General features: G+C 69.7%; 17 protein-coding genes. 10 read left to right on the top strand and 7 right to left on the bottom strand.

Translation table 11 applies throughout. The features are described 5' to 3' along the window. Positions 1 to 171: 171 nt before the first annotated feature. The 3 genes from LXM88_RS26770 (at position 172) to LXM88_RS26760 (ending at position 1,625) form a co-directional block, all read left to right on the top strand. Entirely contained in the window at positions 172 to 771 is a 600-nt protein-coding gene (locus LXM88_RS26770) for a nucleotidyltransferase domain-containing protein (protein ID WP_034180684.1), read from the top strand. Then, complete coding sequence (locus LXM88_RS26765; RefSeq protein ID WP_262545720.1) at positions 743 to 1,189, top strand: DNA-binding protein; 447 nt, start codon at positions 743 to 745, stop codon at positions 1,187 to 1,189. The genes LXM88_RS26770 and LXM88_RS26765 overlap by 29 nt, the downstream gene beginning before the upstream one ends. An 85-nt stretch (positions 1,190 to 1,274) precedes the next feature. Next, positions 1,275 to 1,625, top strand: a complete 351-nt coding sequence (locus tag LXM88_RS26760) for a VOC family protein (RefSeq protein WP_262545717.1) — start codon at positions 1,275 to 1,277, stop codon at positions 1,623 to 1,625. Positions 1,626 to 1,653: 28 nt separating this feature from the next. On the opposite strand, the gene LXM88_RS26755 is transcribed toward LXM88_RS26760, so the two are convergent. The 3 genes from LXM88_RS26755 to LXM88_RS26745 all read right to left on the bottom strand — a co-directional run bounded on the left by LXM88_RS26755 (position 1,654) and on the right by LXM88_RS26745 (position 4,352). Further along, positions 1,654 to 2,061, bottom strand: a complete 408-nt coding sequence (locus LXM88_RS26755) for a DUF2000 domain-containing protein (protein WP_262545715.1) — start codon at positions 2,059 to 2,061, stop codon at positions 1,654 to 1,656. 44 nt (positions 2,062 to 2,105) lie between these two features. Further along, entirely contained in the window at positions 2,106 to 2,963 is an 858-nt protein-coding gene (locus LXM88_RS26750; protein ID WP_262545714.1) for an AraC family transcriptional regulator, read from the bottom strand. A gap of 87 nt (positions 2,964 to 3,050) precedes the next feature. Then, a complete protein-coding gene (locus tag LXM88_RS26745; RefSeq protein ID WP_262545713.1) occupies positions 3,051 to 4,352 on the bottom strand; it encodes an aspartate aminotransferase family protein in 1,302 nt (433 codons plus the stop codon). Between the two features lie 79 nt (positions 4,353 to 4,431). Here LXM88_RS26745 and LXM88_RS26740 point away from each other — a divergent pair, with 79 nt between their 5' ends. Then, the gene (locus tag LXM88_RS26740) at positions 4,432 to 5,316 is read left to right on the top strand and encodes a LysR family transcriptional regulator (RefSeq protein ID WP_262545711.1); all 885 of its coding nucleotides are present in this window, start codon (positions 4,432 to 4,434) and stop codon (positions 5,314 to 5,316) included. Positions 5,317 to 5,382: 66 nt separating this feature from the next. Here the strand turns inward: LXM88_RS26740 and LXM88_RS26735 are convergent, their stop codons facing one another. Genes LXM88_RS26735 through LXM88_RS26720 form a run of 4 tightly spaced genes read right to left on the bottom strand, consistent with a single transcriptional unit; the run spans position 5,383 to position 9,537 of the window. Next, a complete protein-coding gene (locus LXM88_RS26735) occupies positions 5,383 to 6,816 on the bottom strand; it encodes an isochorismate synthase (protein ID WP_262545709.1) in 1,434 nt (477 codons plus the stop codon). Then, on the bottom strand, positions 6,813 to 7,118 hold the full coding sequence (locus tag LXM88_RS26730; protein WP_262545707.1) for an isochorismate lyase: 306 nt from the start codon (positions 7,116 to 7,118) through the stop codon (positions 6,813 to 6,815). The genes LXM88_RS26735 and LXM88_RS26730 overlap by 4 nt, the downstream gene beginning before the upstream one ends. Further along, positions 7,115 to 7,888 carry a thioesterase II family protein gene (locus LXM88_RS26725; RefSeq protein WP_262545705.1) on the bottom strand — a complete coding sequence of 258 codons (774 nt, stop codon included), beginning with the start codon at positions 7,886 to 7,888 and terminating at the stop codon, positions 7,115 to 7,117. The genes LXM88_RS26730 and LXM88_RS26725 overlap by 4 nt, the downstream gene beginning before the upstream one ends. Then, positions 7,885 to 9,537 (bottom strand): (2,3-dihydroxybenzoyl)adenylate synthase, encoded by a 1,653-nt coding sequence (locus tag LXM88_RS26720; RefSeq protein ID WP_262545703.1) that lies wholly within the window; start codon positions 9,535 to 9,537, stop codon positions 7,885 to 7,887. The genes LXM88_RS26725 and LXM88_RS26720 overlap by 4 nt, the downstream gene beginning before the upstream one ends. Before the next feature lie 216 nt (positions 9,538 to 9,753). Here LXM88_RS26720 and LXM88_RS26715 point away from each other — a divergent pair, with 216 nt between their 5' ends. From LXM88_RS26715 to LXM88_RS26690, 6 genes are all read left to right on the top strand, one after another. After that, positions 9,754 to 10,695, top strand: coding sequence for a helix-turn-helix transcriptional regulator (locus LXM88_RS26715; RefSeq protein WP_262545701.1), 942 nt, complete (start codon positions 9,754 to 9,756; stop codon positions 10,693 to 10,695). Positions 10,696 to 10,818: 123 nt separating this feature from the next. Continuing rightward, positions 10,819 to 15,204 carry an amino acid adenylation domain-containing protein gene (locus LXM88_RS26710; protein ID WP_262545700.1) on the top strand — a complete coding sequence of 1,462 codons (4,386 nt, stop codon included), beginning with the start codon at positions 10,819 to 10,821 and terminating at the stop codon, positions 15,202 to 15,204. After that, on the top strand, positions 15,201 to 20,678 hold the full coding sequence (locus tag LXM88_RS26705; protein WP_262545699.1) for a non-ribosomal peptide synthetase: 5,478 nt from the start codon (positions 15,201 to 15,203) through the stop codon (positions 20,676 to 20,678). Before LXM88_RS26710 ends, LXM88_RS26705 begins: the two co-directional genes overlap by 4 nt. Next, the gene (locus LXM88_RS26700; protein ID WP_262545697.1) at positions 20,675 to 21,727 is read left to right on the top strand and encodes a Gfo/Idh/MocA family oxidoreductase; all 1,053 of its coding nucleotides are present in this window, start codon (positions 20,675 to 20,677) and stop codon (positions 21,725 to 21,727) included. Before LXM88_RS26705 ends, LXM88_RS26700 begins: the two co-directional genes overlap by 4 nt. Continuing rightward, complete coding sequence (locus LXM88_RS26695) at positions 21,724 to 23,448, top strand: ABC transporter ATP-binding protein (RefSeq protein ID WP_262545694.1); 1,725 nt, start codon at positions 21,724 to 21,726, stop codon at positions 23,446 to 23,448. Before LXM88_RS26700 ends, LXM88_RS26695 begins: the two co-directional genes overlap by 4 nt. Beyond that, on the top strand, positions 23,445 to 25,238 hold the full coding sequence (locus tag LXM88_RS26690) for an ABC transporter ATP-binding protein (RefSeq protein ID WP_318654710.1): 1,794 nt from the start codon (positions 23,445 to 23,447) through the stop codon (positions 25,236 to 25,238). Before LXM88_RS26695 ends, LXM88_RS26690 begins: the two co-directional genes overlap by 4 nt. Positions 25,239 to 25,284: the final 46 nt, after the last annotated feature.

Here is a 25,284-nt window from a genome sequence, read left to right as displayed (position 1 = left end):
ATTGGCGTCTTCTTCTTGTGACGCTTTGGAACACAGGTTTGCAGGAAATGTGTAGCCGATCCAGCTTCGATCGTAGCCGAATCGGCTACATTTAACTTGCCGATCCGGACTGACAAGAGCATTCGTCGGGACGATATCTCGTAGCCAATTCGGCTACAATCGTAGCCAATCATGCTACGATCCATTGCCTCGACCCTATTTAGCGACTACCGGCGCCGTGTGCTGGGCCTGCTCCTGTTGCGGCCTGATCAGGCGTTACACGTTCGCGAAATTGCCCGTTTGACGGGCACAACCCCCGGTACCCTGCACAAGGAACTGAGCAAACTGGCCGAAGCTGGCATCTTGAGCCGGGATCGACAGGGAAATCAGGTTGTTTATCGCGCCAATCGAAGCTGTCCGATCTATGAGGAGCTGGCTTCGATCATGCGAAAGACCTCGGGCATGGGTGACGTGCTGGCTGAAGCACTGTTGCCTTGCGCCGAGCAAATCGCCGTGGCGTTCGTGTTCGGCTCGGTCGCGCGCGGCCAGGAGACGGCGGACAGCGATGTCGACGTGATGGTGATCGGTTCGGTCGGGTTCGCTGCGGTGGTAGGAATGCTTTACGATGCTCAAGCGACATTGGGGCGGGATATCAATCCCCAAGTATTGTCGCCCGACGAGTTTCGTGCCGGTGTCGACCGGCAAGACGCATTCTTGCGGGACGTGCTTGGAAAACCCAAGATCTTCTTGATCGGTAGCGACGATGACCTTGCAGAACTTACTCGGCGTTAGCCTCGACGCGGTCCAGCCGGACCGGGAACAAGCGACGCGGCTGCTGGCTGCTGCGGAGCGAAATCTGGCGGATGCGCAACTCGAGGGATTGAGCAACGAAAACCGCTTTGACGCGGCCTATAAGGCGATCATGCAACTTGCGATGCTGGCGTTGCACGCGAATGGCTTTCGCACGATGACGAGCCGACCGGGACATCACCAGACAGCGATCCAGACGCTTCCGCAGACGATCGGCCTGCCGGTCGATCGCATGATCGTGCTCGACGCACTGCGCAAGCAGCGCAATCTGTCGGATTACTCCGGGGACGTGGTTCAAGCGTCCGCGGTAAATGAGTGTTTTGCCAGTGCGACGGCGCTCATGATCGACGTGAAGACATGGTTGACGACGAACAAACGCGAGTTGCTGGAAGCGCAATAGCTACGGCGGTTCTGAAGCGCCATCGTGCCTGGGTTTCGACTGCGACCTCGGACAATTCTCGTGACACGACTCGCGGAGACAACCGATGAAGGTCAAACGAATCGTCGCCAATATCGACACGCAGTCGGTCGACGACGCGAAGCGCTTCTATCAGCAGATCTTCGGCCTCGACCTGCTGATGGATCACGGCTGGATCGCAACCTACGGCAATGCCGAACAGATGGATGTGCAGATCAGCTTCGCGTCGCAAGGCGGATCAGGCACGCCGACGCCCGACCTGTCGATCGAGGTCGACGATCTCGATGAAGCGCTCTCGCGTGTTCGTTCAGCGGGCATTCCCGTCGAATACGGCCCGGCCGACGAGCCGTGGGGCGTGCGGCGTTTCTATGTGCGCGATCCGTTCGGCAAGCTCGTCAACGTGCTGGCGCATCGCTGACCGCAAAACAGCGGGCTGGCACCGGCGTTCATGCATGCAATGCCAGCCCTTTCACCGCCTTGTCCACGGCCTTCTTCGGCCCGTGCAACGCGAGCCCGACCAAATCCAGATTTGCCGCATCCTCGGCGCGAAACACCTCGCGGTTGGCCGTGTCGTGCCCGGTCGAAAACATCGCGCGCACGTAGGGCACGATCGTGATTTCGCGCGACAGCGCCTGCCGGTGCGCGGCCTGCAGGCCGTTCAAATCGGCCGCGAACACCAGCATCGGCTGGCCGAACATCCTGCCGTAGCGATTGCCGGCTGCATCCTCGTAAGGCTCGCCGAGCGCTTGGGGTGCGCCGGCCGCGACGCCCGTCGCGAGAAACGCGACGACATTGAGTTTCTGCCACGCCGCGAGATCGTCGCGCACGATCAGTGCCACTTTCGTATCGAACATGCTTGCTCCTCATTGGAGCACGCATGATCGGATGCCGCGCGCGATCAGTCTGGAACGTTTGTGCACATTTGCCGGTACGCGGCCGGCGTGATCCGGTACGCGCGGCGAAACCAGCGCCCCAGATGGCTCTGGTCGGCGAAGCCGACGTCGGCGGCCGCCTGCGCGGGCGTGCGGCCGGCCGCCAGCAGTCGCCGCGCGGCGCGCAGCCGCAAGCGCACCAGATAGGCGTGCGGCGACGTGCCGAATGCGCGCTGGAACAGCCGGGTCAACCGGAACCGGTCGATCCCGGCGACGCTGGCGAGTTCGTCGAGTCCGAGGTTGCCGTCCATCTGCGCATGCAGCAGCTCGCGCACGCGCACGATCGCGGGCGGCACGACGCCGCTTTCCAGCACGAGCGGGCTGCGCAGTTCGCCGCCGAGCCGCGTCAGCAGGCGGTCGAGCGTCTGGTCGCGCGCGAGCCTGCCCTCGTTGCCGTGGATCGCGAGAAACGCCTGCCGGATCGCGTCGACGAGGCCGCGGTCGTCGACGAGCGTATGACCGAACGCGGCTTCGACGCCGCTCAGGCCCGGCAGGTCCAGCCGCTGCGCCGCGCGCTCGACCCATGCTTGCGGCAGGTACAGCATCCCGTAGGTGAAGCCGCCTGCTTCGGGCGCATGGCCGTCGTGCATCGCGCCCGGCTCGATCAGGATCGCGCGGCCGGGCACGCTCGTATGCAGCGACCGGTGGCACTGGAATTGCTGCACGCCCTGTTCGGTGAAGCCGACCAGCATGTCGTCGTGATCGTGCGCGTCGTAGGCATGGCCGTTGAAATGCGCATGCAGGCTTTCGATGCCGGTTTCCGCATCGCGGCGCGCGACGAGCCAGTGGTCGGGCGTGCCGGTGTCTTTCGTCGCAGTCGTCATCGCTCGCTTCGCTACCCGCCGTTGCCTGCCTGCCGGGTAGTGTACGCAGATCGAACGCATCCCGTGCGGCAGCGACCGGCGGCGCGACTACAGCGCCCGTTCGATTGCCTGTCCGAGCAGCGACAGGCCAAGGTCGATCTCTTCCTCGCTGACCGTCAGCGGCGGCGCGATCCGGAACACGCCGCCCATGCCGGGCAACTGCACGATGTTCATGCTGAGCCCGAGGTTCATGCACTCGCGCGTGATCTTCGCGCCGAGCCCGTCCGCCGGTTCTTTCGTCCGGCGATCCTTGACGATCTCGACACCGAGCAGCAGCCCGCGCCCTCGCACGTCGCCGATGCAGTCGAACCGCTCCATCAGGTCGAGCAGGCCGCGCCTGAGCCGGTCGCCCATCACGTTGGCCCGTGCGACGAGCCCGTCGCGCTGCACCACGTCGAGCACGCGCAGGCCGACGGCCGCGGGCAGCGGATCCGACACGTGGGTCGTGTAGAACAGGTAACCGAGTTCGTGCGCGCGTTCCTCGATCGCCGCGGACGTCACGATGGCCGCGAGCGGCAGCCCGGCGCCCAGCGTTTTCGACAGCGTCAGGATGTCGGGCGTCACGCCGTCGCGCTGGCACGCGAACATCGTGCCGGTGCGCCCGACGCCCGTCTGCGCCTCGTCGAGGATCAGCAGCATCCCGCGCTCCTCGCACTTGCGCTTGAGCGCCGCCATATAGCCTTCCGGCAATTCGATGATCCCGCCCGAACTGAGGATCGGCTCCGCGATGAATGCCGCGAGGTTGCCGCTCGACTGGCGATCGATCAGGTCGAACGCGTAGTCGAGTTCGGCGAGATAGTCATAGGCGCCGTTGCGCTCGAAGCGCGGCCGGTACGTGAACGGCGCCGGAATCGCGAACGAGCCGACGGCGGCCGGCCCGACACCCTTGCGGCCCGCGCTGTACGTGGCCGATGCGGCCGCGCCGGTCATCCCGTGCCACGACTGCGCGAAGCCGACGATCTCGTACTTGCCGGTGACGAGCTTCGCCATCCGGAGCGCCGCTTCGTTCGATTCCGCGCCGGTGCTGAGCAGCAGCGCGCGGTCGAGCCCGTCGGGCGTGATGTCGGCGAGGCGCGTCGCGAGATCGACGACCGGCCGCGACAGCATCCCGCTGAACAGATGATCGAGCTTGCCCGCGTATTCGCCGATGACGGAGACGATCTCCGGATGGCTGTGGCCGAGCACCGCGCTCATCTGCCCCGACGTGAAATCGAGGATCGCGCGGCCGTCCGCGTCGTAGACGAAGCTGCCTTTCGCGCGCTCGATGATCATCGGCTCGAACGTGCCGCCGTAGCGGACCAGGTGCTGCCTGGCGTTGCGCCAGAAGGTTGCGTCGTCGTTCAGGGACATCGGGCTTCTCCGGGCAAAAGGGGCAGGGATCGCTTGCAGTCTAGGCGCGCGTCTGGTTTGATGGAAACGAATAGTTCTTATGCAAGGTAGAAAAGGAGCTAATACCTTGGGACTTTCGCTCGAAATCGACCTGCTGCGTTCGTTCGTCGTGATCGCCGAGGTGCGCGCGCTCAGCCGCGCGGCCGCGCGCGTCGGCCGGACGCAGTCCGCGCTCAGCCAGCAGATGAAGCGGCTCGAGGATATCGTCGACCAGCCGCTGTTCCAGCGCACCGGCCGCGGCGTGGTGCTGACCCACCCGGGCGAGCGGCTGCTCGTGCATGCGCAGCGCATCCTGCGGCTGCACGACGAGGCGATGGCCGACCTGTGCGGCACGGGGTTGTCGGGGACCATCCGGTTCGGGTGCCCGGACGATTACGCGGAGGTGTTTCTGCCGTCGCTGCTGCGGCAGTTTTCGAGCCAGCATCCGCAGGCGATCGTTGAAATCGTCTGCGGGCCGACGCCGCGGCTGCTCGAACAACTGGAGAAACGCGCGGTCGATCTCGCGATGATTTCATTGCCGGACGACGGGGCGAACGACGACATCATTCGCCGCGAGCAACTGGTCTGGATCGGCTATCCGGGGCTCGAGCCCGCGCATTTCGATCCGTTGCCGCTCGCGCTTTCCGATCGCGATACGCTCGATCACATCGCGGCTTGCGAAGCATTGAATCGTGCCGGCCGTGATTACCGCGTCGCCTATGCGAGCAGCAGTCTCGCGGGGCTGATCGCGCTGGTGCGCTCGGGGCAGGCGTTCGCGGTGATGACGCAGACGGCCGTGCCGGCCGACCTCGCGATCGTCAACGGCGATCCGCGGTTGCCGCCGTTGCCGGCCGTGGGCATTACGTTGAGGTTCGACCGGAAACGGCCTTCGCATCTGACGGCGGCGTTCGCCGAGCATATCCGGCTGACGCTGCCGTTGTTGTAACGCGCAACGCGCGGCAGTGCGGACGACGCACGTGACTGTCGCGCCGCCGTTTGCCTCGGTGTCGAATCAGCCGACCATCGACGAAGCCGACACCTGCGCGCGGCCATGCGCATCCACCGCCGCATCGCGCACCCGGATCGCCGCCTGCATGCCCGACAGTTTCAGTTCGGTTTCCTGATATTCGTTGACCGGATCGGAATCGGCGACGATGCCGCAGCCCGCGAACAGCCTGCACGCACCGCCTTCGACCAGCGCCGAGCGCAGCGCGACGATGAAGTCGCCGTTGCCGTGCGCGTCGATCCAGCCGATCGGCGCCGCATACCAGCCGCGATCGAATCCTTCATGTTCGCGGATGTGGTCGAGCGCCGCGTCGCGCGGATGGCCGGCCACCGCCGGCGTCGGATGCAGCGCCGCGACGACCTGCAGCAACGTGGCGTCCGCATTCAACGTCGCGCGGATCGGCGTGCTCAGGTGCTGCAGCCTCGGCAGCCGGTGCAGCGACGGCTGCGCGGGCACGTCGAGCGCGCGCGACAGCGGCGCCAGCGCGGCGCGGATCGCGTCGACGACGAGCGCATGTTCGAGCCGTTCCTTCGCGGATGCCATCAGTGCCGCGCCGAGTGCGCGGTCGTCGTCGGGCGTGGCGCCGCGCCGGATCGTCCCGGCGAGCGCATGCGTGCGCACGTCGCCGGCCTGGACACGTGCGAGGCGTTCCGGCGTTGCGCCGACGAAGCACGCACCTTCACGGCGGACCGCGAACAGGTGCGCATGCGCGTCGCGCCGCCGGAGCCGGCGCAGCAGCGGCGCAATCGCGACGGGCCGCGCGTACTGGTCGAGCACGTCGCGCGCGAGCACGACCTTGCCGAATGCACCGCCGTGGATGGCGTCCACCGCGCGCCTGACTTCGTGCTGCCATTCGCCTGCCTGCATTGCTTGCGTATGCAGCAGGTGCGGTGCGTCGTCCTCGACGGCCGGGGCGAGCGCAGCGAGCGATTCGATCCGGGCGAGACACGCATGCGCGAGCGCAGCCAGATCGTCGTGCGCGGCGACGACATGCTGGCAGACGGCCCAGTGCGCGTCGCCTTCACGCACGATCAGCAACCTGGCCACCGTCATGCTCGCGTCGGGAAACGGCGCCCAGTGCGCGCTGCGCGTACCGCGCGGATCGAACCGGAAGCCGCCGACGATACGCGGCGGCTGCGGGCCGGCCGTCACCGCGTCGCGAGCGAGCGTGCGCCAGCGCGCATCGATCTGCGCGAAGCGTGTGTCGCCGGTCGCGGTCAGTTCGAGCGCGCAGTCCCAGCCGAACAGCGCGACGGACGCATCGCCGGCTTCGTGGAAGAACCACGGCGTGACGCCATCGTCCCATGCGGCGATCAGGTCGAAGAAATCGAGCGGCCGCAGCGGCACCGACACCGACGCGAGCGTCGGCTCGCCGGTGGCGGCGGCGCGGCCGGCCGCTCGCGCGAACGTGTCGTGCAACAGCGGGAGGCCGGCGTTCATGCGTGCCCCCGTTGGCGGCGCCAGTGCTGCGTTTGCTGCGCGATGTACCACGCGATCAGGTTGGCGAACAGCGTCTCGACATAGTCGGCGTCGAGGCCGGCCTGTTCGGCCCAGCGGCGCCGGTCGGGCAGCATCGCGGCCACCCGTTCCGGCGCGGCGATGCTCGCTTCGTCGGGTTTGAAGCGCGACGCGGCCTTTACGTACTGCATGCGCAGGCCGAGTGTTGCGACGATATCGGCGTCCAGGCGATCGATGGCTTCGCGAATATCGGCGAGCCCCGTGCAGGCGTCCGGTGTCTTCATGTGTACTCCTTTCCGTAGCGGAGGGAATGGTCGATCCGTTCGACCAGGTGCGCGATCAGCGCCGGGTACTGGTGCCGCAGGTAGAAGTGGTCGCCGTCGAATGTCGCGATGCGGATCGGGCGCGACGCGACGTCCTGCCACGCATGCGCTTCGTCGTTGTCGAGTTCGGTATCGGCGAGCGGCACCATCACGCCGAGCGGCGTGTCGAGCCGCGGCGGCCGGTCGCGTCGATATGTCTCGATCGCGCGATAGTCGTTGCGGATCATCGGCAGGTAGATCGCGCGCATTTCCGGATCGGCGAGCAGTGCGGCGTGTTCGCCGGACAGCCGCGCGACATCGCCGACGAGCGCGTCGTCGGATTGAAGATGCAGGTCCGACAGGCGTTGACGATGCGGCGGCGGCAGAGCGGACACGGCCACGTAAAGCGGCGCCGCGCCGCGCGCTTCGAGCCGCAACGCAACCTCGTACGCGAGCGCCGCGCCGAGGCTGTGCCCGAACAGTACGAGCGGCGCGTGCGCGTAGCGTTGCAGCGCGTCGGCGGCGGGGCCGGCGAGTGCGTCGATCGACGGCAGGCACGGCTCGCCGAAGCGGTCCTCGCGGCCCGGATACTGCAGCGCCAGCAGGTCGATGTCCCATGGCAGCGCGCGGCTCCAGCCGCGAAAGAAGCTCGCGGTGCCGCCCGCGTGCGGGAAGCAGACGAGCTGCGCGCGCGGGCACGGCGACAGGCGCAGCTCGCGGATCCAGTTCGAATCGGTGGTTCGCACGGTCATGCGGCCGCCGCCTGCAACTGGCGGCGCAGCAGGTCGCGCAGCGATTTCTTGCTGGTCTTGCCGATGCCGGTTTCCGGGAAGCGCGGCATGAACTCGATGCGATCGGGGATCTTGAATGCCGCGAGTCCGCAGTCGCGCAGGTAGCGCTTCAGCGTCAACCGGGTCGGTGCCGGCGCGCGGGCGACGACGAATGCGCAGGTGCGTTCGCCGAGCAGCGCGTCGGGCATCGCGACCACGGCTACGTCGTGCACCTGCGGATGCGCGAGCAGCAGGTTCTCCACTTCCTCGGCGGACACTTTCTCGCCGCCGCGGTTGATCTGGTCCTTGTCGCGACCTTCGACGACGAGGTCGCCGTCCACGGTGCGCCGCACGCGGTCGCCGCTGCGGTAGAAGCCGTCGGCCGTGAACGACGTCGCGTCGTGTTCGGCGAGCCGGTAGTAGCCGCGTATCGTGTACGGGCCGCGCACCTGCAGTTCGCCGATCTCGCCGGGCGCGACCGGTTCGCCGGCGTCGTCGACGATCCGCACTTCGTCGCCCTCCGACACGGGGCGGCCTTGCGTGTGAGCGATGCGCTCGGGTGAATCGTCGAGCCGCGTGCAGCAGATGAGCCCTTCGGCCATCCCGAACACCTGCTGCAGCCGGCAGCCGAGCACGGGCGTCACGCGCGCGGCCGCGTGATCCATCAGCCGCGCGCCGCCGACCTGCAGCACGCGCAGGCTCGACAGGTCGGCCTGGCGTTGCGGCTGCTCGTCGAGCCACAGCAGCGCGAGCGGCGGCACGAGCGCGGTATGCGTGACACGCTCCTGCGCGATCAGCGCGAAGCTCTGTTCGGGTTCGGGCCGCCCGGTCGTCACGACGCGGCCGCCCGCGAGCAGTGCACCGATCGTGCCGGGGCAGCACAGCGTGAAGTTGTGCGCCATCGGCAGCGCGGCGAGATACACGGTGCCGGCGTCGAAGCCGCTCGCGACGCTGCACGCGCGCACGTTGTACAGGTATTCGCAGTGGCGGCGCGGAATCAGCTTCGGCGTGCCGGTCGTGCCGCCCGATAGCTGGAAGCACGCGATGTCGTCGGCGCGTGCCGCGCATTCGCGCATCGGCGGCGCGTCATACAGCGCGTCGAACGGCGTGAACGCGTGATCGTCGCCGGCCATCACGACGTGCTCGAGCGTCGGGCAGTCGGCCTGCAACGCGGCCGCGAGCGGCCGGCAGTCGAAGTCGCCGAGCTGCGCTGCGCACAGATACGCGCGTGCGCCGGCAAAGCGGCAGAACGCGCCGATCTCGTACTGCCGGTGCGCGGGCAGTGCGAGCACCGGCCGTACGCCGAGCTGGAACAGCGCGAAGCAGGTTTCGATGAAGCGCGCGCCGTTCGGCAAATGGACGACGACCGCGTCGCCGCGCGACAGGCCGAGGCGCGCGAGGCCGCCTGCGAGACGCCGGATGCGCTCCAGCAGGTCGCGGTAACGCAGCCGGCATGCGCCGTCAACGATCGCGAGCGCGTCGGGATCGCGCTGCGCGCACGCGTCGAGCGCGTCGAAGAACGTCGTGTCCTGCCAGTAGCCGGCGTCGCGATAGCGGCGCGCGAATGCGTGGGGCCAGTCGGGCGCGTCGGCCGGCACGGCCGGCGCCACGGAGGGAAGGGAGGAATGCATGCGCTGACCTCGGGTTCCGCAAGTTGTCAAAAAATGTAAATGAGAGGTATTATCATTTGTAACAAGTGCCGCGATAGCGTCGTTTCTTTCGATATCGCGGCAATTTCATTCGATCGGGCGCCTGTCGCGCGGCGCCCGCCCGGCCCGGCCGGACAATCGGCCGGTAGCCGCCGGCGCGCGCCGGTCCGCGCGTGCCGCCAACCAACGGACCCTCCGATGAGCTCGACCTCCTTCGCTTCGTCACGACGTCACCCGCCGGTGCTCGTGCCCGGCAACCATCCGGGCGTGGTGCACATCGACGCGGGCATGAAACTCATGAGCGGCACGCTGTGCTCGGACAGCCGCGACTGGTACGAGGAGCCGCTCGAGAAAGGGCTGAAGCTCGTCCTCGTGCAGAGCGGGCAGCTGCGCTGCCGCGTGCCGGGCCAGCCCGAGCAGTGCATCAAGGGGCCGGGCCTGTGCGTGATCGCCAACGACGGCGAATTCACGACGCACCAGATCTACGACCGCGACGTGCCGCTGCGCTACACGATCGTGCAGCTCGGGCTCGACGCGCTCGACCGCAACCTGAGCCTGCTGCCGGAGAAGATGCTCGCGCCGACGGGCGGCGATCCGCGCATCGTCAGTTGCCCCGCATCGAAGGCGCTGCAGGCGCTCGCGGTGCAGATCGCGACGTGCCCGTTCGAAGGCGCGGTGCGCGAGTACTACCTGAAGGCGAAGGCGTTCGAGCTGACCGCGCTGAGCGCGCAGTTGCTCGCGACGCAGCGGCAGTCCGCGCCGGCCGATGTGCGCGTGACGTCGTCGGATGTCGAGCGCGTGTACGCGGCGAGCGACATCCTGACGCGCGAGCTCCAGCAGCCGCCGACGCTCGACGCGCTCGCGGGCCGCGTCGGGATGAATTCGCGCAAGCTGACGGCCGGGTTTCGCAAGGTGTTCGGCACGAGCGTGTATGCGTACCTGCAGGAATACCGGCTGCGCACCGCGCACGCGATGCTGTGCGCGGAGGATGCGAACGTGTCGACCGTGGCGTACCGGGTGGGCTACAGTCCCGCGCATTTTTCGATCGCGTTCCGCAAGCGCTACGGCATTTCGCCGAGCGATATCCGTGTGTCGTCGAACGCGATCGACGACGACCAGCTGGCGAGCGCGGCGATCTAAAACAACTGACCGGCAGCCTAAAGGAATCGACCGGGCTCATGGGTGTTAATGAGATAGATTCTCATTCGCAGGTGGCCGCCGCCGCGCGGACCCGCCGTCGAACGACCCATACAAGGCGTGCCCATGAGCCAGACCGCTGTCGATTCCAATACCGACCATTCCGATCCTTCCTGTTGTTCCCCTGTCGCCTTTCGCTCGCAGCTCGTCGCGCTGATCGCGGCGTTGCTCGACGTATCCGTCGACGAGATCGCATCGCTCGACGATGACGAAGACCTGCTGAGCTGCGGCCTCGATTCGATCCGGCTGATGTATTTGCAGACGCGCGTGAACCGGCTCGGCTACGCGCTGACGTTCGATGCGCTCGCGCGCACGCCGACGCTCGGTGCGTGGGCTGCGCTGCTCGCGAACGCGCCGCGCAGCGCGCGCGGGACGACTGACGCTGATGCCGCGGATGTCGCCGATGTCGACGTGCACGCGCCGTTCGACTTGTCCGCGGTGCAGCAGGCGTACTGGCTCGGCCGACGCGATGGCGAAGTGCTCGGCAACGTGAGCTGCCATGCGTTTCTGGAATTCCGCAGCCGCGCGATCGATCCCGTTCGCGTCGAGGCCGCATGCCGGCGCGTGCGCGAACGTCATCCGATGCTGCGCGCGCGCTTTGCCGGCGGCCGCCAGCAGATCGTCGCGGCGCCGGACGCACCGCTGTTCGAGCATGCGGACTGGCGCGGCAAGACTGCCGCCGATGCCGAAACCGAATGGGCGGCGCTGCGCGCGTTCCGGTCGCATGAATGTCTCGACGTCGAGCACGCGCAGGTCTTCATGATGGGGCTCGTGCAGATGCCCGGCGGCGACGATCGCGTGTGGCTGAGTGTCGACCTGCTCGCGGCCGACGTGGACAGCGTGCGGCTGCTGATGCAGGAGATCGGCGTCGCGTATGCGGAGCCGTCGGCGTTGCCCGATGCGCCGTCGACGTGGTTCCCGGCCTGGCTCGCGCGTCGCGCGGCCGATATGCGCGATGCGCGGGCCGCGGCGCGCGACGCATGGCAGGCGCGGCTTGCGACGCTGCCGGAAGGGCCCGCGTTGCCGCTCGCCCGAGCGCCGGAAACGATTCACGCACCGCGCTTCAGCCGCATCTCGCACACGCTGAGCACGGCCGAGCTCGCACGCCTGCACGCGCAGGCCGCGCAGCATGGCGTCACGCTGTCGTCGGTGTTCGGCGCCGCGTTCGCGGCGGTGCTTGCGCGCTGGAGCGGCCGGCAAGCGTTCCTGCTCAACGTGCCGCTGTTCGACCGGCACGGCGATGCGCCCGATCTCGGCAGTGTGATCGCCGATTTCACGACGCTGCTGCTCGTCGAATGCGACGTGCGCGCCGACGCGAGCGCGGCCGACACGGTGCGTGCGTTCCAGCAGCGGCTGCATGGCGCGATCGCGCACGCCGCGTATCCGGCGCTCGACGTGCTGCGCGATGCGCGGCGGCAGGGCACGCCGCGCGCGGCCCCCGTCGTGTTCTCGTGCAATCTCGGCGATGCGCCGTTCGTGCCCGAGGCGTTTGCGCGCGTGTTCGGCGACCTGCACGACATGATTTCGCAGACGCCGCAGGTGTGGCTCGACCATCAGCTCTATCGCGTACCGGACGGCGCGCTGCTCGCGTGGGACAGCGTCGACGGCCTGTTTCCCGACGGGATGCTCGATGCAATGTTCGGCGCGTACGTCGCGCTCGTGCAAGCACTGTGCGACCGCGACTGGCGGCTGCCGATCGCGGTCGAGTTGCCGTCCGCGCAGCGCCGCGTGCGTGATGCGCTCAACGCGCTGCCCGCACCCGGCCGGCCGCGCACGCTGCACGACGATTTCTTCGCATTGGCCGCAAGCGAGCCGGCCGCCGTCGCGCTTCGGTGCGGCGAGCAGGTGGTGACGCGCGGCGAACTCGCCGCGCAGGCGCTCGCGATCGCGGGCGGCTTGCAGGCGGCCGGTATCGGGCGCGGCGATGCCGTCGAGATCAGCCTGCCGCGCGGGCCCGCGCAGGTGGCAGCGGTGTTTGGCGTACTCGCCGCCGGGGCGTGCTACGTGCCGCTCGACATCGCGCAGCCGGTCGCGCGCAAGGCGTTGATCGAGCGCGCGGCGGGCGTGAAGGCCGCGATCGGCGACACGGCGCGCGCGGATGCGCCGCTGCCGCATTTCGGCGTTGCCGCGCTGATGCGGCATGCGCCGCTGGCCGTGCCGCTCGCGGTGGCGCCGCAGGCTACCGCGTACGTGATCTATACGTCCGGTTCGACGGGCGTGCCGAAGGGCGTCGAGATGACGCACGCGGCGGCAATCAACACGATCGATGCAGTCGATGCGCTGCTCGGCGTGAACGCGCAAGACCGGTTGCTCGCGGTTTCCGCGCTCGATTTCGACCTGTCGGTGTACGACCTGTTCGGCGTGCTCGGCGCAGGCGCCGAACTCGTGCTGCCGACCCAGGACGAAGCGCGCGATGCGGCGCGCTGGATCGACCTGATCGCACAGCATCGCGTGACACTGTGGAACTCGGCTCCCGCGCTGCTCGAGATGGCGCTGGCGGTGCCGGCCGCGCGCGACGCGTGCCGCAGCGTGCGTGCGGCGCTGCTGTCCGGCGACTGGATCGCGCTCGACCTGCCGGTGCGCTTGCGCGAACGGTGCGGCGATGCGTGCGCATTCCATGCGCTTGGCGGTGCGACCGAGGCCGGCATCTGGTCGAACGTGCAGACGGTGCGCGACGTGCCGCCGCACTGGCGTTCGATTCCGTACGGCCGGCCGTTGCCGGGGCAGGCCTATCGCGTCGTCGATGCCGACGGCCGCGATGCGCCCGACCACGTGCCGGGCGAATTGCTGATCGGCGGCGACAGCCTCGCGCGCGGCTACCGGAACGATCCCGAGCTGACCGCGCAGCGTTTCGTGCAGCACGCGTCGGGCCGCTGGTATCGCACCGGCGATCGCGGCCGCTACTGGCCGGACGGGACGCTCGAATTCCTGGGGCGCGAGGATCGGCAGGTGAAGGTGCGCGGGCACCGGATCGAACTCGGCGAGATCGAGGCGGCGCTGGCTGCGCATCCGCAGATCGACGGCGCGTGCGCGAGCGTCGTCAACGGCGAGGCGGCGCGCATCGTCGCGGCGTTCGTGCCGGCCGATCCTGCGCCGGGTGCGACGATGCCACCGGCCGCGCTTGAGCAGGCTGACCGTGTCGATACGGTGCACGCGGAAGCGACGGTCGCGCGCGCGATCGCCGATCGGCTGCTCGACGGCGACGCGGGTTGGCCGTCGTCGCTGCGTGCGCATTGGCACGCGAAGAGCGATGCATCGATCGCGATCGACGGTGCGCTCGATCAGCTCGACTGGCATGCAACCGATCTCGACGATCTGACGGCATCGCTGCGCGCGCTCGCCGCCGAGCCAGACTCCGCCGCGCAGCGCGTGCTGCTCGATTCGCGCGCGGCGCCGCTCGCGTTTGCGGCGCGGTTGCCGGATGGCGCCCGCGCGCTGCGCCAGTTCGGCGGTGCGTTGCAGGCGCACGCCGCCGCACACACCGGGGCATTGCGCGTCGCGGTGCTCGACGCGCGTGCCGGGCAATGGTTCGACGCAGGGCTCGGCGTGCTCGACGATCTGCGCTTCGACGTGACGCTGTTCGACGCGTCGCCGGGCCTGCTGCGCAGCGCGCAGGCGCGCTTCACGCAAACGACACCCGCGTTGCAGACGATGCAGGACGGCTTGCTGCCGGCCCGCCATCTTGGGCGATTCGATTGCGTGATCAGTTTCGCGGCTGCACACCTGCGCGACGATCCGCGCGACACATTCAGATTCGCGGCCGCGCTGCTTGCGCAAGATGGCCGCCTGCTGCTCGCCGACGTGTTGCGCGATTCGCCGTTGCGCGAACTCGTCGCGGGCGTGACGGGCGATGCGGCGCTGCCGACGCCGTTCACGGACGATGCGCTCGCGGCGGCCGCACACGCGTGCGGTTTCTCGCTCGATTCACGAAGCTGGCGCTCGGCCGCGTTCGCATGCATCGTCGCGCGCCGTGTCGGCGAACCGGCCGCGCAGGCGGTGCTGGCCGACTGGTTGCGCGACCGGCTGCCCGACTCGATGCGTCCCGACGCGCTGTGGTGTGTGTCGCGCTGGCCGCTCAACGCCAACGGCAAGATCGATCGCCGCGCGGTGGGCGATGCGCTCGCGCGCGCGCTCGGTGACGCGCCGGCCGCGCACGATGCGTTCGTGCCGGCCGACGAACGGCAGGCGACGCTGCTCGCGTGCTGGGCTCAGGCGCTCGGGCACCCGGCGAACGCGCGCGACGCGACGTTCTTCGCGCTCGGCGGCGACAGCCTGCTCGCGACGCGCCTGCTCGCGCAATTGCGCGAGCGGCTCGGCGTGCGGATCGGGATGGCCGCGTTCTACCGGCAGCCGACGCTGGCCGGTCTCGCCGCACAGCTCGACGCCATGGCGCCGACCGGGCAATCGCATGGCGACGCGCAGGTCGCGACGATCGAGGAGGGCGTGCTGTGAGCTTCGACGACGTGCTCGAGCTCTGCCGCGAACGGCAGATCGAATTGTGGTGCGACGACGGCGGCCAGTTGCGCTATCGCGCGCCGGCCGGCGCGCTCGACGCGGACCTGGCCGCGCGCATCAAGGCCGAACGCGACGCGTTCGTCCGCTTCCTGCAGGACGGCGCGTGGCGTTGCGATCCGGCGCGCCAGCATGAACGATTTGCATTGACGCCGGTACAGGCCGCGTATGTGCTCGGCCGGCACGAATCGTTCGAATTCGGCGGCAGTGCATGCCATCTGTACGTCGAATACGGCGAGTCGAAGGATCTCGATTGCGTGCGCTTCGAAGCCGCATGGAATGCGTGCGTCGCGCGGCATCCGATGTTGCGCGCGATCGTCGAGGACAACGCATGGCAACGCGTGCTGCCCGACGTGCCGTGGCAGCCGCTGACGGTGCATGACTTGCGCGAGGCCGATGCGACCGCATTCGACGCACACGTCGGCCGCGTGCGCGAGCGCCTCGATCATGCTGTGCACGCACTCGATCGCTGGCCGGTGCTGCAGCCGGAAGTGAGCCTCGGGCCGGACGGTGCGGTGCTGCACCTGTCAGTCGATTTCACGCTGATCGACTATGCGAGCCTGCAATTGCTGCTTGCCGAATGGCGGCGCCGTTACGACGATCCGCAATGGCGGCCCGCACCGCTCGATGCGACGTTTCGCGACTACGTCGTTCATGAAGCCGATGCCGGTACGCGCGCCGACCATGCGCGCGACAAGGCGTGGTGGCTCGCACGCATCGACGATCTTCCCGCGCGCCCGGATCTGCCGGTGGTGCCGACGATGCGAACCGAGGCACGGCCGCGCTTCACGCATCGTCATGCGCGGCTCGATCATGCGCGATGGGCTGCATTGTGCGGGCACGCGAGCCGCTTCGGGCTGAGCGCGGCGAGCGTCGCGCTGGCCGCGTTCGCCGAAGTCGTCGGCCGCTGGAGCCAGTCACCGGCGTTCTGCGTGAACCTGACGGTGCTGAACCGTCCGCCCGTGCATCCGCGCATCGACGCGGTGCTCGGCGATTTCACCGCGTTGAGCCTGCTGGCTGTCGACGCAACGCAAGGGCGCGATTTCATCGAGCGCGCCCGCACGATCGGCGCGCGGATGTTCGACGACCTCGACCATCGCGCGTTTACCGGCGTCGACGTGATGCGCGAACTCGCACGGCGGCGCGGCAAGGATGCGGCGCTGATGCCGGTCGTGTTCACGAGCGGCATCGGCAGCGTCGGCCGCCTGCTCGGCGATGACGCGGCACGTGCGGAGCCGCCGCTGTACATGATCAGCCAGACGCCGCAGGTCTGGCTCGACTGCCAGGTGACCGACCAGTTCGGCGGGCTGGAAATCGGCTGGGACGTACGCGACGATCTGTTTCCCGACGGGATGCCCGCGGCGATGTTCGATGCGTACGTTGCACTGCTGGGCCGGTTGGCCGACGACGCCGAATGCTGGTCGCGCGCGGGCGACATCGTGCTGCCGTCCGATGAGCCTGTCGCGCACACGCATCCGGACGCGGATACGCATATCGCGGCCGGCTTCGCCGCGCAGGCGTTGCGTACGCCCGATGCGCCGGTCGTGATCGACGCGCAGGGCACGCGCACGTATCGCGACGTCGCGCAACACGCGGCGGCATTGCGTACCGCGCTCGAACAGGCCGGCGTGGGCGTGGGCGACACCGTCGCGGTGCTGATGCCGAAGTGCGCGCACCAGCTCGCGGCCGTGCTTGCGATCGTCCAGGCAGGCGCCGCGTACGTGCCGGTCGACAGCCGCCAGCCGGTGATGCGGCGACAGGCGATCCTGCGCAATGCGCGGGTGCGTGCGGTTGTCACGTTGCAGGGCATCGACATCGATCACGATGGTTGCGCGCGCATCGATATCGATACATTGCCGGCCGATCCGCAATGGCCGCCACGCGCGGCGCGCGACATCGACGGCGACGCGCTCGCCTACGTGATCTACACGTCGGGCTCCACCGGCGAACCGAAAGGCGTGATGCTGAGTCATGCGGCGGTGTGCAACACGCTCGCCGACATCAGCACGCGTCACGCGGTCGGCACGGGCGACGTGGTGCTCGGCCTGGCCGAACTGAGCTTCGACCTGTCTGTCTACGACTTCTTCGGCGCAACCGCGCGCGGCGCGTGCATCGTGCTGCCCGATCCGGCGCGCGGCAACGATCCGTCGCATTGGGCGGAGCTGATGGCGCGCCATCGCGTGACGCTGTGGAACTCGGTACCCGCGCAGGGGCAGATGCTGATCGACTACGTCGAAGGCGAGCCGGCGCTCGACGTGCCGGGCCCGCGCCGCGTGCTGTGGTCGGGCGACTGGATCCCGGTGACGCTGCCCGCCCGCTGGTGGCGGCGCTGGCCCGACAGCGCGCTGTTCAGTCTCGGCGGCGCGACCGAGGCGTCGATCTGGTCGATCGAGCATCCGATCCGTCCGGAAGACACGCAGCTCGCCAGCATTCCTTACGGCCGCGCGCTGACCGGGCAGACGATGGAGGTGCTCGACGCACTCGGCCGGCCGTGCCCGCCCGGCGTGCGCGGCGAGATCCATATCGGCGGCGTCGGGCTCGCGACCGGCTACGCGAACGATCCCGTTCGAACGGCCGAGCGCTTCATCCGTCATCGCGACGGGCGCCGGCTCTACCGCACCGGCGATCTCGGTCGCGTGCGCGCCGACGGTTCGCTCGAATTCCTCGGGCGGCAGGACGATCAGGTGAAGATTCGCGGCTACCGGATCGAGTTGGCCGAGATCGACGCGGCGCTGACCGCGCACCCGCTGGTCGGCGCGGCCGCGACGATCGTGCTTGGCGAAGGCGCGGAGCGCCGGCTCGCGAGCTTCGTGTCGCTGCATGGTGCGGAGCCGGCGCCGTCCGTGCAGGACGACACGCTGCTCGAGATTACGGCGCACGTACGCGCAACGTTCGACACCGCGCGCTGGCCTTCGCATGCGGAAGTATCGCGGTCGATCGCACAGCTCGAAGCGGCATGCGTCGCGTCGCTGGCCGCGTGGATCGTGCCGGCGGCCGGCCTGACGGCCGACGAGGCGACCGGCTTTGCGACGCTGTGCGAGCGGCTGCGCGTGCCGGCTGCGCGGCAGCATCTGCTGCGCCACTGGCTCGCGATGCTCGATGCGCATGGCGTGCTGCGCGCGGAGGCCGAAGGCGGCTGGCGCATGCGGCCCGATGCCGATCGCGCCGACGCGCACGCCTGCTGGGACGCGTTCGCGCAGCACGCATCCCCCGATCTGTGGCCGGCCGTCCTCATCGACTACTTCCGCGACAGCGCGGGATGCATCGACGTGCAGGTGGACGGCAGCGTGTCGCCGGCCGGCCTGATGTTTCCGGAGGGCGCGTCGCATATCGCCGACGCGATGTACAGCAACGGCGAGCATGCGCGCGCGCTGCATCGCGGAATGGCGCAGGCCGTGCGCGCGATTGTCGAGCGCGAGCCGAAGCGGCGTTGGCGGATTCTCGAAATCGGCGCGGGAACGGCCGCGGCGACGCGTGCGATCGTCGACGCGCTCGCGCCGCTGGTCGAAGCGGGCGCGCGGATCGACTACCTGTTCAGCGACGTGTCGAGCTACTTCCTCGCGGCCGCGCGCGAGCGTTTTGCTGCGTATCCGTGGATGCGTTTCGTGCGATTCGACATGAACGCGCCGTTCGATGCGCAGGGCATCGCGCCGCATTCGGTCGACCTGACGATCAGCTCCGGCGCGCTGAACAATGCACGCGATACGGTCGCGCTGATCGCGGGGCTGCGTACGCTGTCGGCGGCCGATGCGTGGTGGGTGATCCAGGAACTGACGGCCGAGCATCCGGAGATCAGCATCAGCCAGGGGCTGATGATGGAGACGCCGGACGACGCGCGTGCCGCATCGTCGCGGCTGTTCGTGCCGCGCGCGCAGTGGCTCGAATGGCTGCAGGCAGCCGCCGGCGATCGCGCGCTCGGCTGCGTGGCATCCGGCACGCCGCTCGATGCGCTCGGCTACGACATCCTGCTCGCGCATGTGAAGCGCGGCGCGGCGCGGATCGCGCCGGATGCGCTGCTCGCGTTCGTTGCGGAGCGCGTGCCGGGCTACATGGTGCCGTCGCAACTGCGTGTGCTCGACGGTTTGCCCGTGACGGCGAACGGCAAGATCGACCGCCGTACGCTGGCTGGCATCGCCGATATCCGCGAACCGGAGCCGGCGGTCGTTCGCCCCGTGTCGACGCAGGCAGCCGATCCGCTGATCGCGCGACTGATCGGCTTGTGGGAAACCGTGCTCGATACGCGCAACGTCACTGCGGATCAGGATTTCTTCGCGGCGGGCGGCGATTCGCTGCTGATTGCGCAACTCGTGTCGCGGCTGCGCGGCGAGGAACCGCTCGCGCAAGCGCATCCGTTCGACCGGCTGCTGCGCTGGGTGCTCGCGCAGCCGACGCCGGCCGCGTTCGCGCAATGCCTGCGCGATGCGGATGCGCAGCCGTCGGGCGGCGCGTCGCCAACTGCGGCTGCGGCACCGCGCGCGATGCACGCATCGACGGTCGTCCATGCGCCGGCACCACGCGTGCGCACTGGTGTGCGGCCGATTCCGCTCGCGCCGGGCGACGGCGTGCCGCGCGTGATCGTGCACGAAGGTCTCGGCACCGTGCATGCGTATCGTCCGGTGATGCCGGCGCTCGCGCGGCTCGGCCCGGTGCTCGGTTTCGCGGTGCGCGATGCGCAGGACTATCTCGACCTGCCGGCGCGCCACCTGAACGCGACGCTGGGCCGGCGTTACGCGGACGCCCTGTGGCGCAGCGGCGTGCGCGAGGTCGACGTGCTCGGCTACTGCTCGGGCGGGCTGGTCGCAGTTGAAATGGCGAAGTCGCTGGTGCAGCTCGGCGTCGCGGTGCGCACGCTCGATATCGTGTCGAGCTACCGGATTCCCTACCTGATCGAGGACGAACGGCTCGTGCTGTTCAACTTCGCGGCGACGCTCGGGCTGCCGCTCGACGCGCTCGGCTTTCCGGAAACGTACGTGCTGGCCGATGCGCTCGCCGATGCGTTGAAGGCCGACCCCGCACGGCTCGCGCCCGGCAGCCTGCAGGCGCAGCTCGAGATCTTCGGCGATCGCTGCGAGCCGCTCGACGCGCTGCGCGGTCGCGTGCTGCGCGCGGCCGCCGGTTTGTCGATGCAGGACGCCGTAGCGCATCCGCTGCTCGACGAACGCGAGCGGCTGTACCGGCTTTTCATGCATTCGGTGCAGGCAAGCCACTGGGCCGGCGATGCGCCGTACGCGGGCGCGCTGCGGCTGTTCGTGCCCGAGCGCTGCAACCCGCTGATTCCGCAGCAGCGCGCGGCGCTCACCGAGTACTGGACGGCGCAGGCGCTCGGCGGCATCACGCCCGTCGATATTCCCGGGGGTCACTTCGACTGCCTGAACGCTGCGTTCGTCGACACCCGCCTGAAGGAGGCGCAATGAAGGTCCATCCGCTGCCGGTCGTCGTGGCCGGCTCCCGCTTCGGCCAGTTCTATGCGGCTGGCCTCGCGGCGTCCGGCGCTTATCATGTCGCGGGCATTCTCGGGCAGGGCAGCGCGCGCACGGCGGCGCTCGCCGCGCGCGTCGGCGCGCCGGTGTTCGACTGCGTGGAAGCGCTGCCGGACGACGTGCGCGTCGCGTGTGTCGCGGTCGGCGGCGCGGCGCGCGGCGCGGAAGGGGCCGCGCTCGCGTGCCGGCTGCTCGAACGCGGGATCGACGTCGTGATCGAGCATCCGCTGCTGCCCGACGAATGGGACCGCGTGCTGCGCACTGCATCGCGCCACGGTCGCCGCTGCCTGCTCAACAGCTTCTATCCGAACCTGCCGGTCGTCGCACGCTTCATCGCGGTCGCGCGGCGGCTGCGCGAAACGAGTGTGCCCGTGCATGCGGATGTCGTGTGCTCGGTGCAGGCGAGTTACGCGGCGCTCGACGTGCTCGCGGCCGCGCTGCAGGGCGTGGGCCCGTGGTCGGTAGAGCCGGTCGGGCCGGCGCTGTCGTCGATGCGCGAGTGCGCGATGGTGCTCGCGGAAACACCGGTATCGCTGCGCGTGCACAACGAGATGGCGGCGGCCGACGACGGCCGCATGAGCGTGCTGTTCGGCATCACGCTGACGACGGACGCCGGCACGTGGACGCTCGCATCGCCGCACGGGCCGCTTTGGTGGGCGCCCGCATTGCGCGAGCCGGCGATCGACGAGGACGGACTGTTCCCGATCTTCGGCGACACGGCAGGCGACGACATGCCGAGCATCCAGATTTGCGACGATGCGCAGGACACGTGGGGCGAGATCCATGCGCGATGCTGGCCGCAGGCGGCGGCGCTCGCGGTCGATCGGCTCGTGTCCGGCGAAGGGCTGCACGCGTGCAACCAGCGCAGCATCGACGTGACGCGCGTCTGGCAGCAACTGACCGCGCAGCTCGGCTTTCCCGAACAGCCGCCGGGCGATGCATGCGCGGCGACGCTCGGCATGCTGCTGGAGCGTGCCGCATGAAGGGGCCGTTGCTTTCGATGCTGCGGCCGTTCGCGGTGCCGCTCGCGGCGGCGGTCGTGCTGCAGGCGCTGGCGGGCGTCGCGTCGCTGGTGCCGTGGCTCGCGCTCGGCCGTGTTGCCGACGCATGGCGCGTGACGGCGCAGCTCGACGCGACGGCGCGCGGCTGGCTCGTCGCGGCCGTGGTGGCCGGCGTGTGCTGGCTCGGCGGCCAGACGATCGCGCTGCACCTGACGCACCGCGTCGACGCCGATCTCGGCGACCGCTTGCGCAAGCGTCTCGCCGATCATCTGCAGCGGCTGCCGCTCGGCTGGTTCGCGCGCGCGGGCAGCGACCGCGTCGCGCGTCATGTCGACCAGGACGTGCGCGCGCTGCACCAGCTCGTCGCGCACGCGCCGGCCGATGTCACGCAACTCGTCGTCGTGCCGTGTGCGGCGCTTGCGTGCCTGCTTTATCTGAATCCCGCGCTGCTCGCGTTCGCGCTCGTGCCGCTCGTCGCCGGGGCCGCGTTGTTTCGCTGGATGCGCTCGGCACGGTTCGCGCTGGCGGTCGCGGCGCGCAATGCGGCGCTCGAACGGCTGATGGGCGACTACGCGCAGCTCGCGCAGAACCCGGCGCTCGTGCGGCAGTATCCGGGCGCGGGCATCGAGGCGGCCGCGCTGGATTCGACCGGGCGTTTCGCGCACGCGTTTGCGGCGTGGGTCGGCCGCATCGGCGGGCTCGGCGCATGCACGCAGGTGCTGCTCGGCACGCCGTTCCTGCTCGCGTGGGTCGTGTTCGGTGCGACGTGGTTCACGGCGGGCAGCTTGACGGTCGGCGAACTGTGCGCGTTCGCGCTGCTGATCTGGGCGGTCGCGGCGCCGGTGCGTGCGCTTGGCCACGGCGCCGACGCATTGCGCGAGGCGCGCGCGGCCGCGGCGCGCCTCGCTGCGCTGCTCGCGCAGCCGGGCCTGCCCGAGCCCGCCGATGGCGCGGCCCGCGTGCCGCGCGATGCGTCGGTCGAGCTGCGCGGCGTGAGGGTCGACATCGACGGTACGCCGATCCTGCGCGACATCGACGCGACGATCGCGGCCGGCACGACCACCGCGATCGTCGGGTCGTCGGGCGCGGGCAAGAGCACGCTGCTGATGCTGCTCGCACGCTGCATGGATCCGGATCGCGGCAGCGTGCGGCTCGGCGGCGCCGATCTGCGCCTGCTCGCGTCGCACACGCGGCGCGCGCAGGTCGCGATGGTGTTCCAGCAGGCCGCGGCGCTCGACGTGTCGATTGCCGCGAACATCGCGCTTTACCGGCCCGACGCCGATCTCGACGAGATTCGCGCGGCCGCGCGCACGGCCTGTCTCGACGATCGTATCGACACGCTGCCGGGCGGCTATGACTGCGTGTGCGGGCGCGACGTGCGCCTGTCCGGCGGCGAGCTGCAGCGCTTGTCGATCGCGCGTGCGCTGCTGTCGACGGCGCCGTTGCTGCTGCTCGACGAACCGGCGTCGGCGCTCGATCCGCAAACCGCGCGCGCGCTGCGCAACGCGTTGCGCGGCGACACGCGTACGCGCGTGATCGTCAGTCACGATCTCGATGCGATTCGGCACGCGGACCAGATTCTCGTGATGGATCGCGGCCGCATCGTCGAGCGCGGTACGCACGTGGCGCTGCTTGCTTCGGGCGGGCTGTATGCGCGGTTATGGCGCGAACGCGGCGCGGCACGCGGGGAGGCCGCACGATGATGACATCGCTCAAACGTTTGCGGTGCCTGCCGCGCGATACGCGCCGGGCGCTGTGGCGCGGCGTCGGCTGGGCGATCGCCGCCGCAGTGCTCGATGGCGCATGCGGGCTGCTGCTCGTGCCGCTGATTCGCGCATGGTTTGCCGGTGCACAGGCGGCCGTGCTGCACTGGACGATCGCGCTCGGCGCGCTGACGCTGTGCCACGCGCTGGTGCTGTACGTCGCGCAACTCGGCGGCTATCGCGCGGGCGGCGCGCTGGCCGCCGGGCTCGTCGAATGTCTGGTGCGGCACCTGCCGCGCATCGCGTCGTGGCAGGCCGTGCGCGACAGCCATCCGGCCGGGCTGCTGCGCGGGCCGGTCATGCAGGCGATGGGCATTCCCGCGCACCTGCTCGGGCCGTTGATCGGCGCGGTCGTCACGCCGCTCGCGGTCGTCGCGGGGCTCGCATGGATCGACTGGCGCATCGCGCTGTGCCTGGCGGCGGCGGCCGTGCTGCTGTTCGCGCTGCTCGAACGCGGCGGCACGCGCACGCTCGCGTTCGAACAGGCTCGCGCGGCCGGCGATCGCGACCTGGCCGTGCAGCTTCAGACCTTCGCCGCGCATCAGGGGCTCCTGCGCTTCGCGGGCCAGGAAGGCGACGCGCGCGCGGCGCTGCAGCGCGCGTTCGATGAACAGCATCGTCGCACGCGCGCGCTGATGCGGCGTTCGCTGCCGATCGAACTCGGCTTCGCGGGCGCGGTGCAGGGCGTGTTCGTCACGATGCTGGTCGGCGGCGCGTGGGCAGTCGCGGCCGGCCGGCTCGATGCGGCGACGGCGGTCGCGGTGCTCGTGCTGCTCGTGCGCTTCATCGAACCGCTGGCGCTGCTCACGCAGCTCGACCAGGCGCTGCGTGGCGGCTGGCGCGCGCTCGATGCAGTGCTCGCGGTGCTGCATGCGCCGCGTTTCGACAGCCCCGAGCGCGGCACGCCGGTGCACGATGCGAGCGTCGACGCGCTGCGCGTCGGCTACCGGACCGCCGCCGGCGCGACGCTGCTCGACGGCGTCGACCTGCATTGCCCGGCGGGCGGCTTCGTCGCGATCGTCGGCCCCACGGGGGCCGGCAAGAGCACGCTGCTCGGCCTGCTCGCGCGGCTCGACGATCCGTGCGCGGGACGCGTGCTGCTCGGCCGCGCCGACGCGCGGCACTTGAGCGAAGCGACGCTCGCCGCGACGCGCAACCTCGTGTTCCAGGACAACGGGCTGTTTCGCGGCAGCCTTGCATGGAACGTGCGGATGGGCCGCCCGGACGCGACCGATGCCGAACTGCGCGCCGCGCTGGACGCGGTCGGGCTGCTGCACGACGCTGAGCGGCTGCCGGGCGGCCTCGACACCGACGTCGGGCCGGGCGGGCAGTTGCTGTCGGGCGGGCAGCGGCAGCGTGCGTGCCTCGCGCGTGCGTTGCTGGCGCGTGCGCCGGTGCTGATGTTCGACGAACCGACCGCGAGCCTCGACGAATTCAGCGCGCGGCGCGTGCGCGACAGCCTCGTCGCGATGCGCGGGCAGCGCACGCGCATCGTCGTCACGCACCAGCCCGCGCTCGCGGCGGTCGCCGACACGATCGTCGTGCTCGACGCCGGCCACGTGCGGGCGACCGGCACGCATGCGCAGCTCGTCGACGCCGATGCGTGGTACGCGACGTTCGCGCGCGCGGGGCGGTCGCCCGACGGGATGTCGCTTGCGGAAGCCGATGCGGACACAGGCACGGACACGGACACGGAACCGGCCGTCCGGCCCGCCGAATCCGAACACTGACATCAACAATGCGGGCCGGCGTGCCCGGAATCGATAGGAAAAGGCC

Source organism: Burkholderia sp. S-53 (genome assembly GCF_025560745.1).
In the GTDB taxonomy this organism is placed as follows: domain Bacteria; phylum Pseudomonadota; class Gammaproteobacteria; order Burkholderiales; family Burkholderiaceae; genus Burkholderia; species Burkholderia pyrrocinia.
Note: the sequence above shows the minus strand (reverse complement) of the source record. Positions and strands in the feature narration are given on the sequence as shown.

What these genes read in the sequence shown, in the direction of transcription:
- LXM88_RS26770 (WP_034180684.1), top strand. Translation starts at nt 172, where the DNA reads ATGCTACGATCCATTGCCTCGACCCTATTTAGCGACTACCGGCGCCGT.
- LXM88_RS26765 (WP_262545720.1), top strand. Translation starts at nt 743, where the DNA reads ATGACCTTGCAGAACTTACTCGGCGTTAGCCTCGACGCGGTCCAGCCG.
- LXM88_RS26760 (WP_262545717.1), top strand. Translation starts at nt 1,275, where the DNA reads ATGAAGGTCAAACGAATCGTCGCCAATATCGACACGCAGTCGGTCGAC.
- LXM88_RS26755 (WP_262545715.1), bottom strand. Translation starts at nt 2,061, where the DNA reads ATGTTCGATACGAAAGTGGCACTGATCGTGCGCGACGATCTCGCGGCG.
- LXM88_RS26750 (WP_262545714.1), bottom strand. Translation starts at nt 2,963, where the DNA reads ATGACGACTGCGACGAAAGACACCGGCACGCCCGACCACTGGCTCGTC.
- LXM88_RS26745 (WP_262545713.1), bottom strand. Translation starts at nt 4,352, where the DNA reads ATGTCCCTGAACGACGACGCAACCTTCTGGCGCAACGCCAGGCAGCAC.
- LXM88_RS26740 (WP_262545711.1), top strand. Translation starts at nt 4,432, where the DNA reads ATGCAAGGTAGAAAAGGAGCTAATACCTTGGGACTTTCGCTCGAAATC.
- LXM88_RS26735 (WP_262545709.1), bottom strand. Translation starts at nt 6,816, where the DNA reads ATGAACGCCGGCCTCCCGCTGTTGCACGACACGTTCGCGCGAGCGGCC.
- LXM88_RS26730 (WP_262545707.1), bottom strand. Translation starts at nt 7,118, where the DNA reads ATGAAGACACCGGACGCCTGCACGGGGCTCGCCGATATTCGCGAAGCC.
- LXM88_RS26725 (WP_262545705.1), bottom strand. Translation starts at nt 7,888, where the DNA reads ATGACCGTGCGAACCACCGATTCGAACTGGATCCGCGAGCTGCGCCTG.
- LXM88_RS26720 (WP_262545703.1), bottom strand. Translation starts at nt 9,537, where the DNA reads ATGCATTCCTCCCTTCCCTCCGTGGCGCCGGCCGTGCCGGCCGACGCG.
- LXM88_RS26715 (WP_262545701.1), top strand. Translation starts at nt 9,754, where the DNA reads ATGAGCTCGACCTCCTTCGCTTCGTCACGACGTCACCCGCCGGTGCTC.
- LXM88_RS26710 (WP_262545700.1), top strand. Translation starts at nt 10,819, where the DNA reads ATGAGCCAGACCGCTGTCGATTCCAATACCGACCATTCCGATCCTTCC.
- LXM88_RS26700 (WP_262545697.1), top strand. Translation starts at nt 20,675, where the DNA reads ATGAAGGTCCATCCGCTGCCGGTCGTCGTGGCCGGCTCCCGCTTCGGC.
- LXM88_RS26695 (WP_262545694.1), top strand. Translation starts at nt 21,724, where the DNA reads ATGAAGGGGCCGTTGCTTTCGATGCTGCGGCCGTTCGCGGTGCCGCTC.
- LXM88_RS26690 (WP_318654710.1), top strand. Translation starts at nt 23,445, where the DNA reads ATGATGACATCGCTCAAACGTTTGCGGTGCCTGCCGCGCGATACGCGC.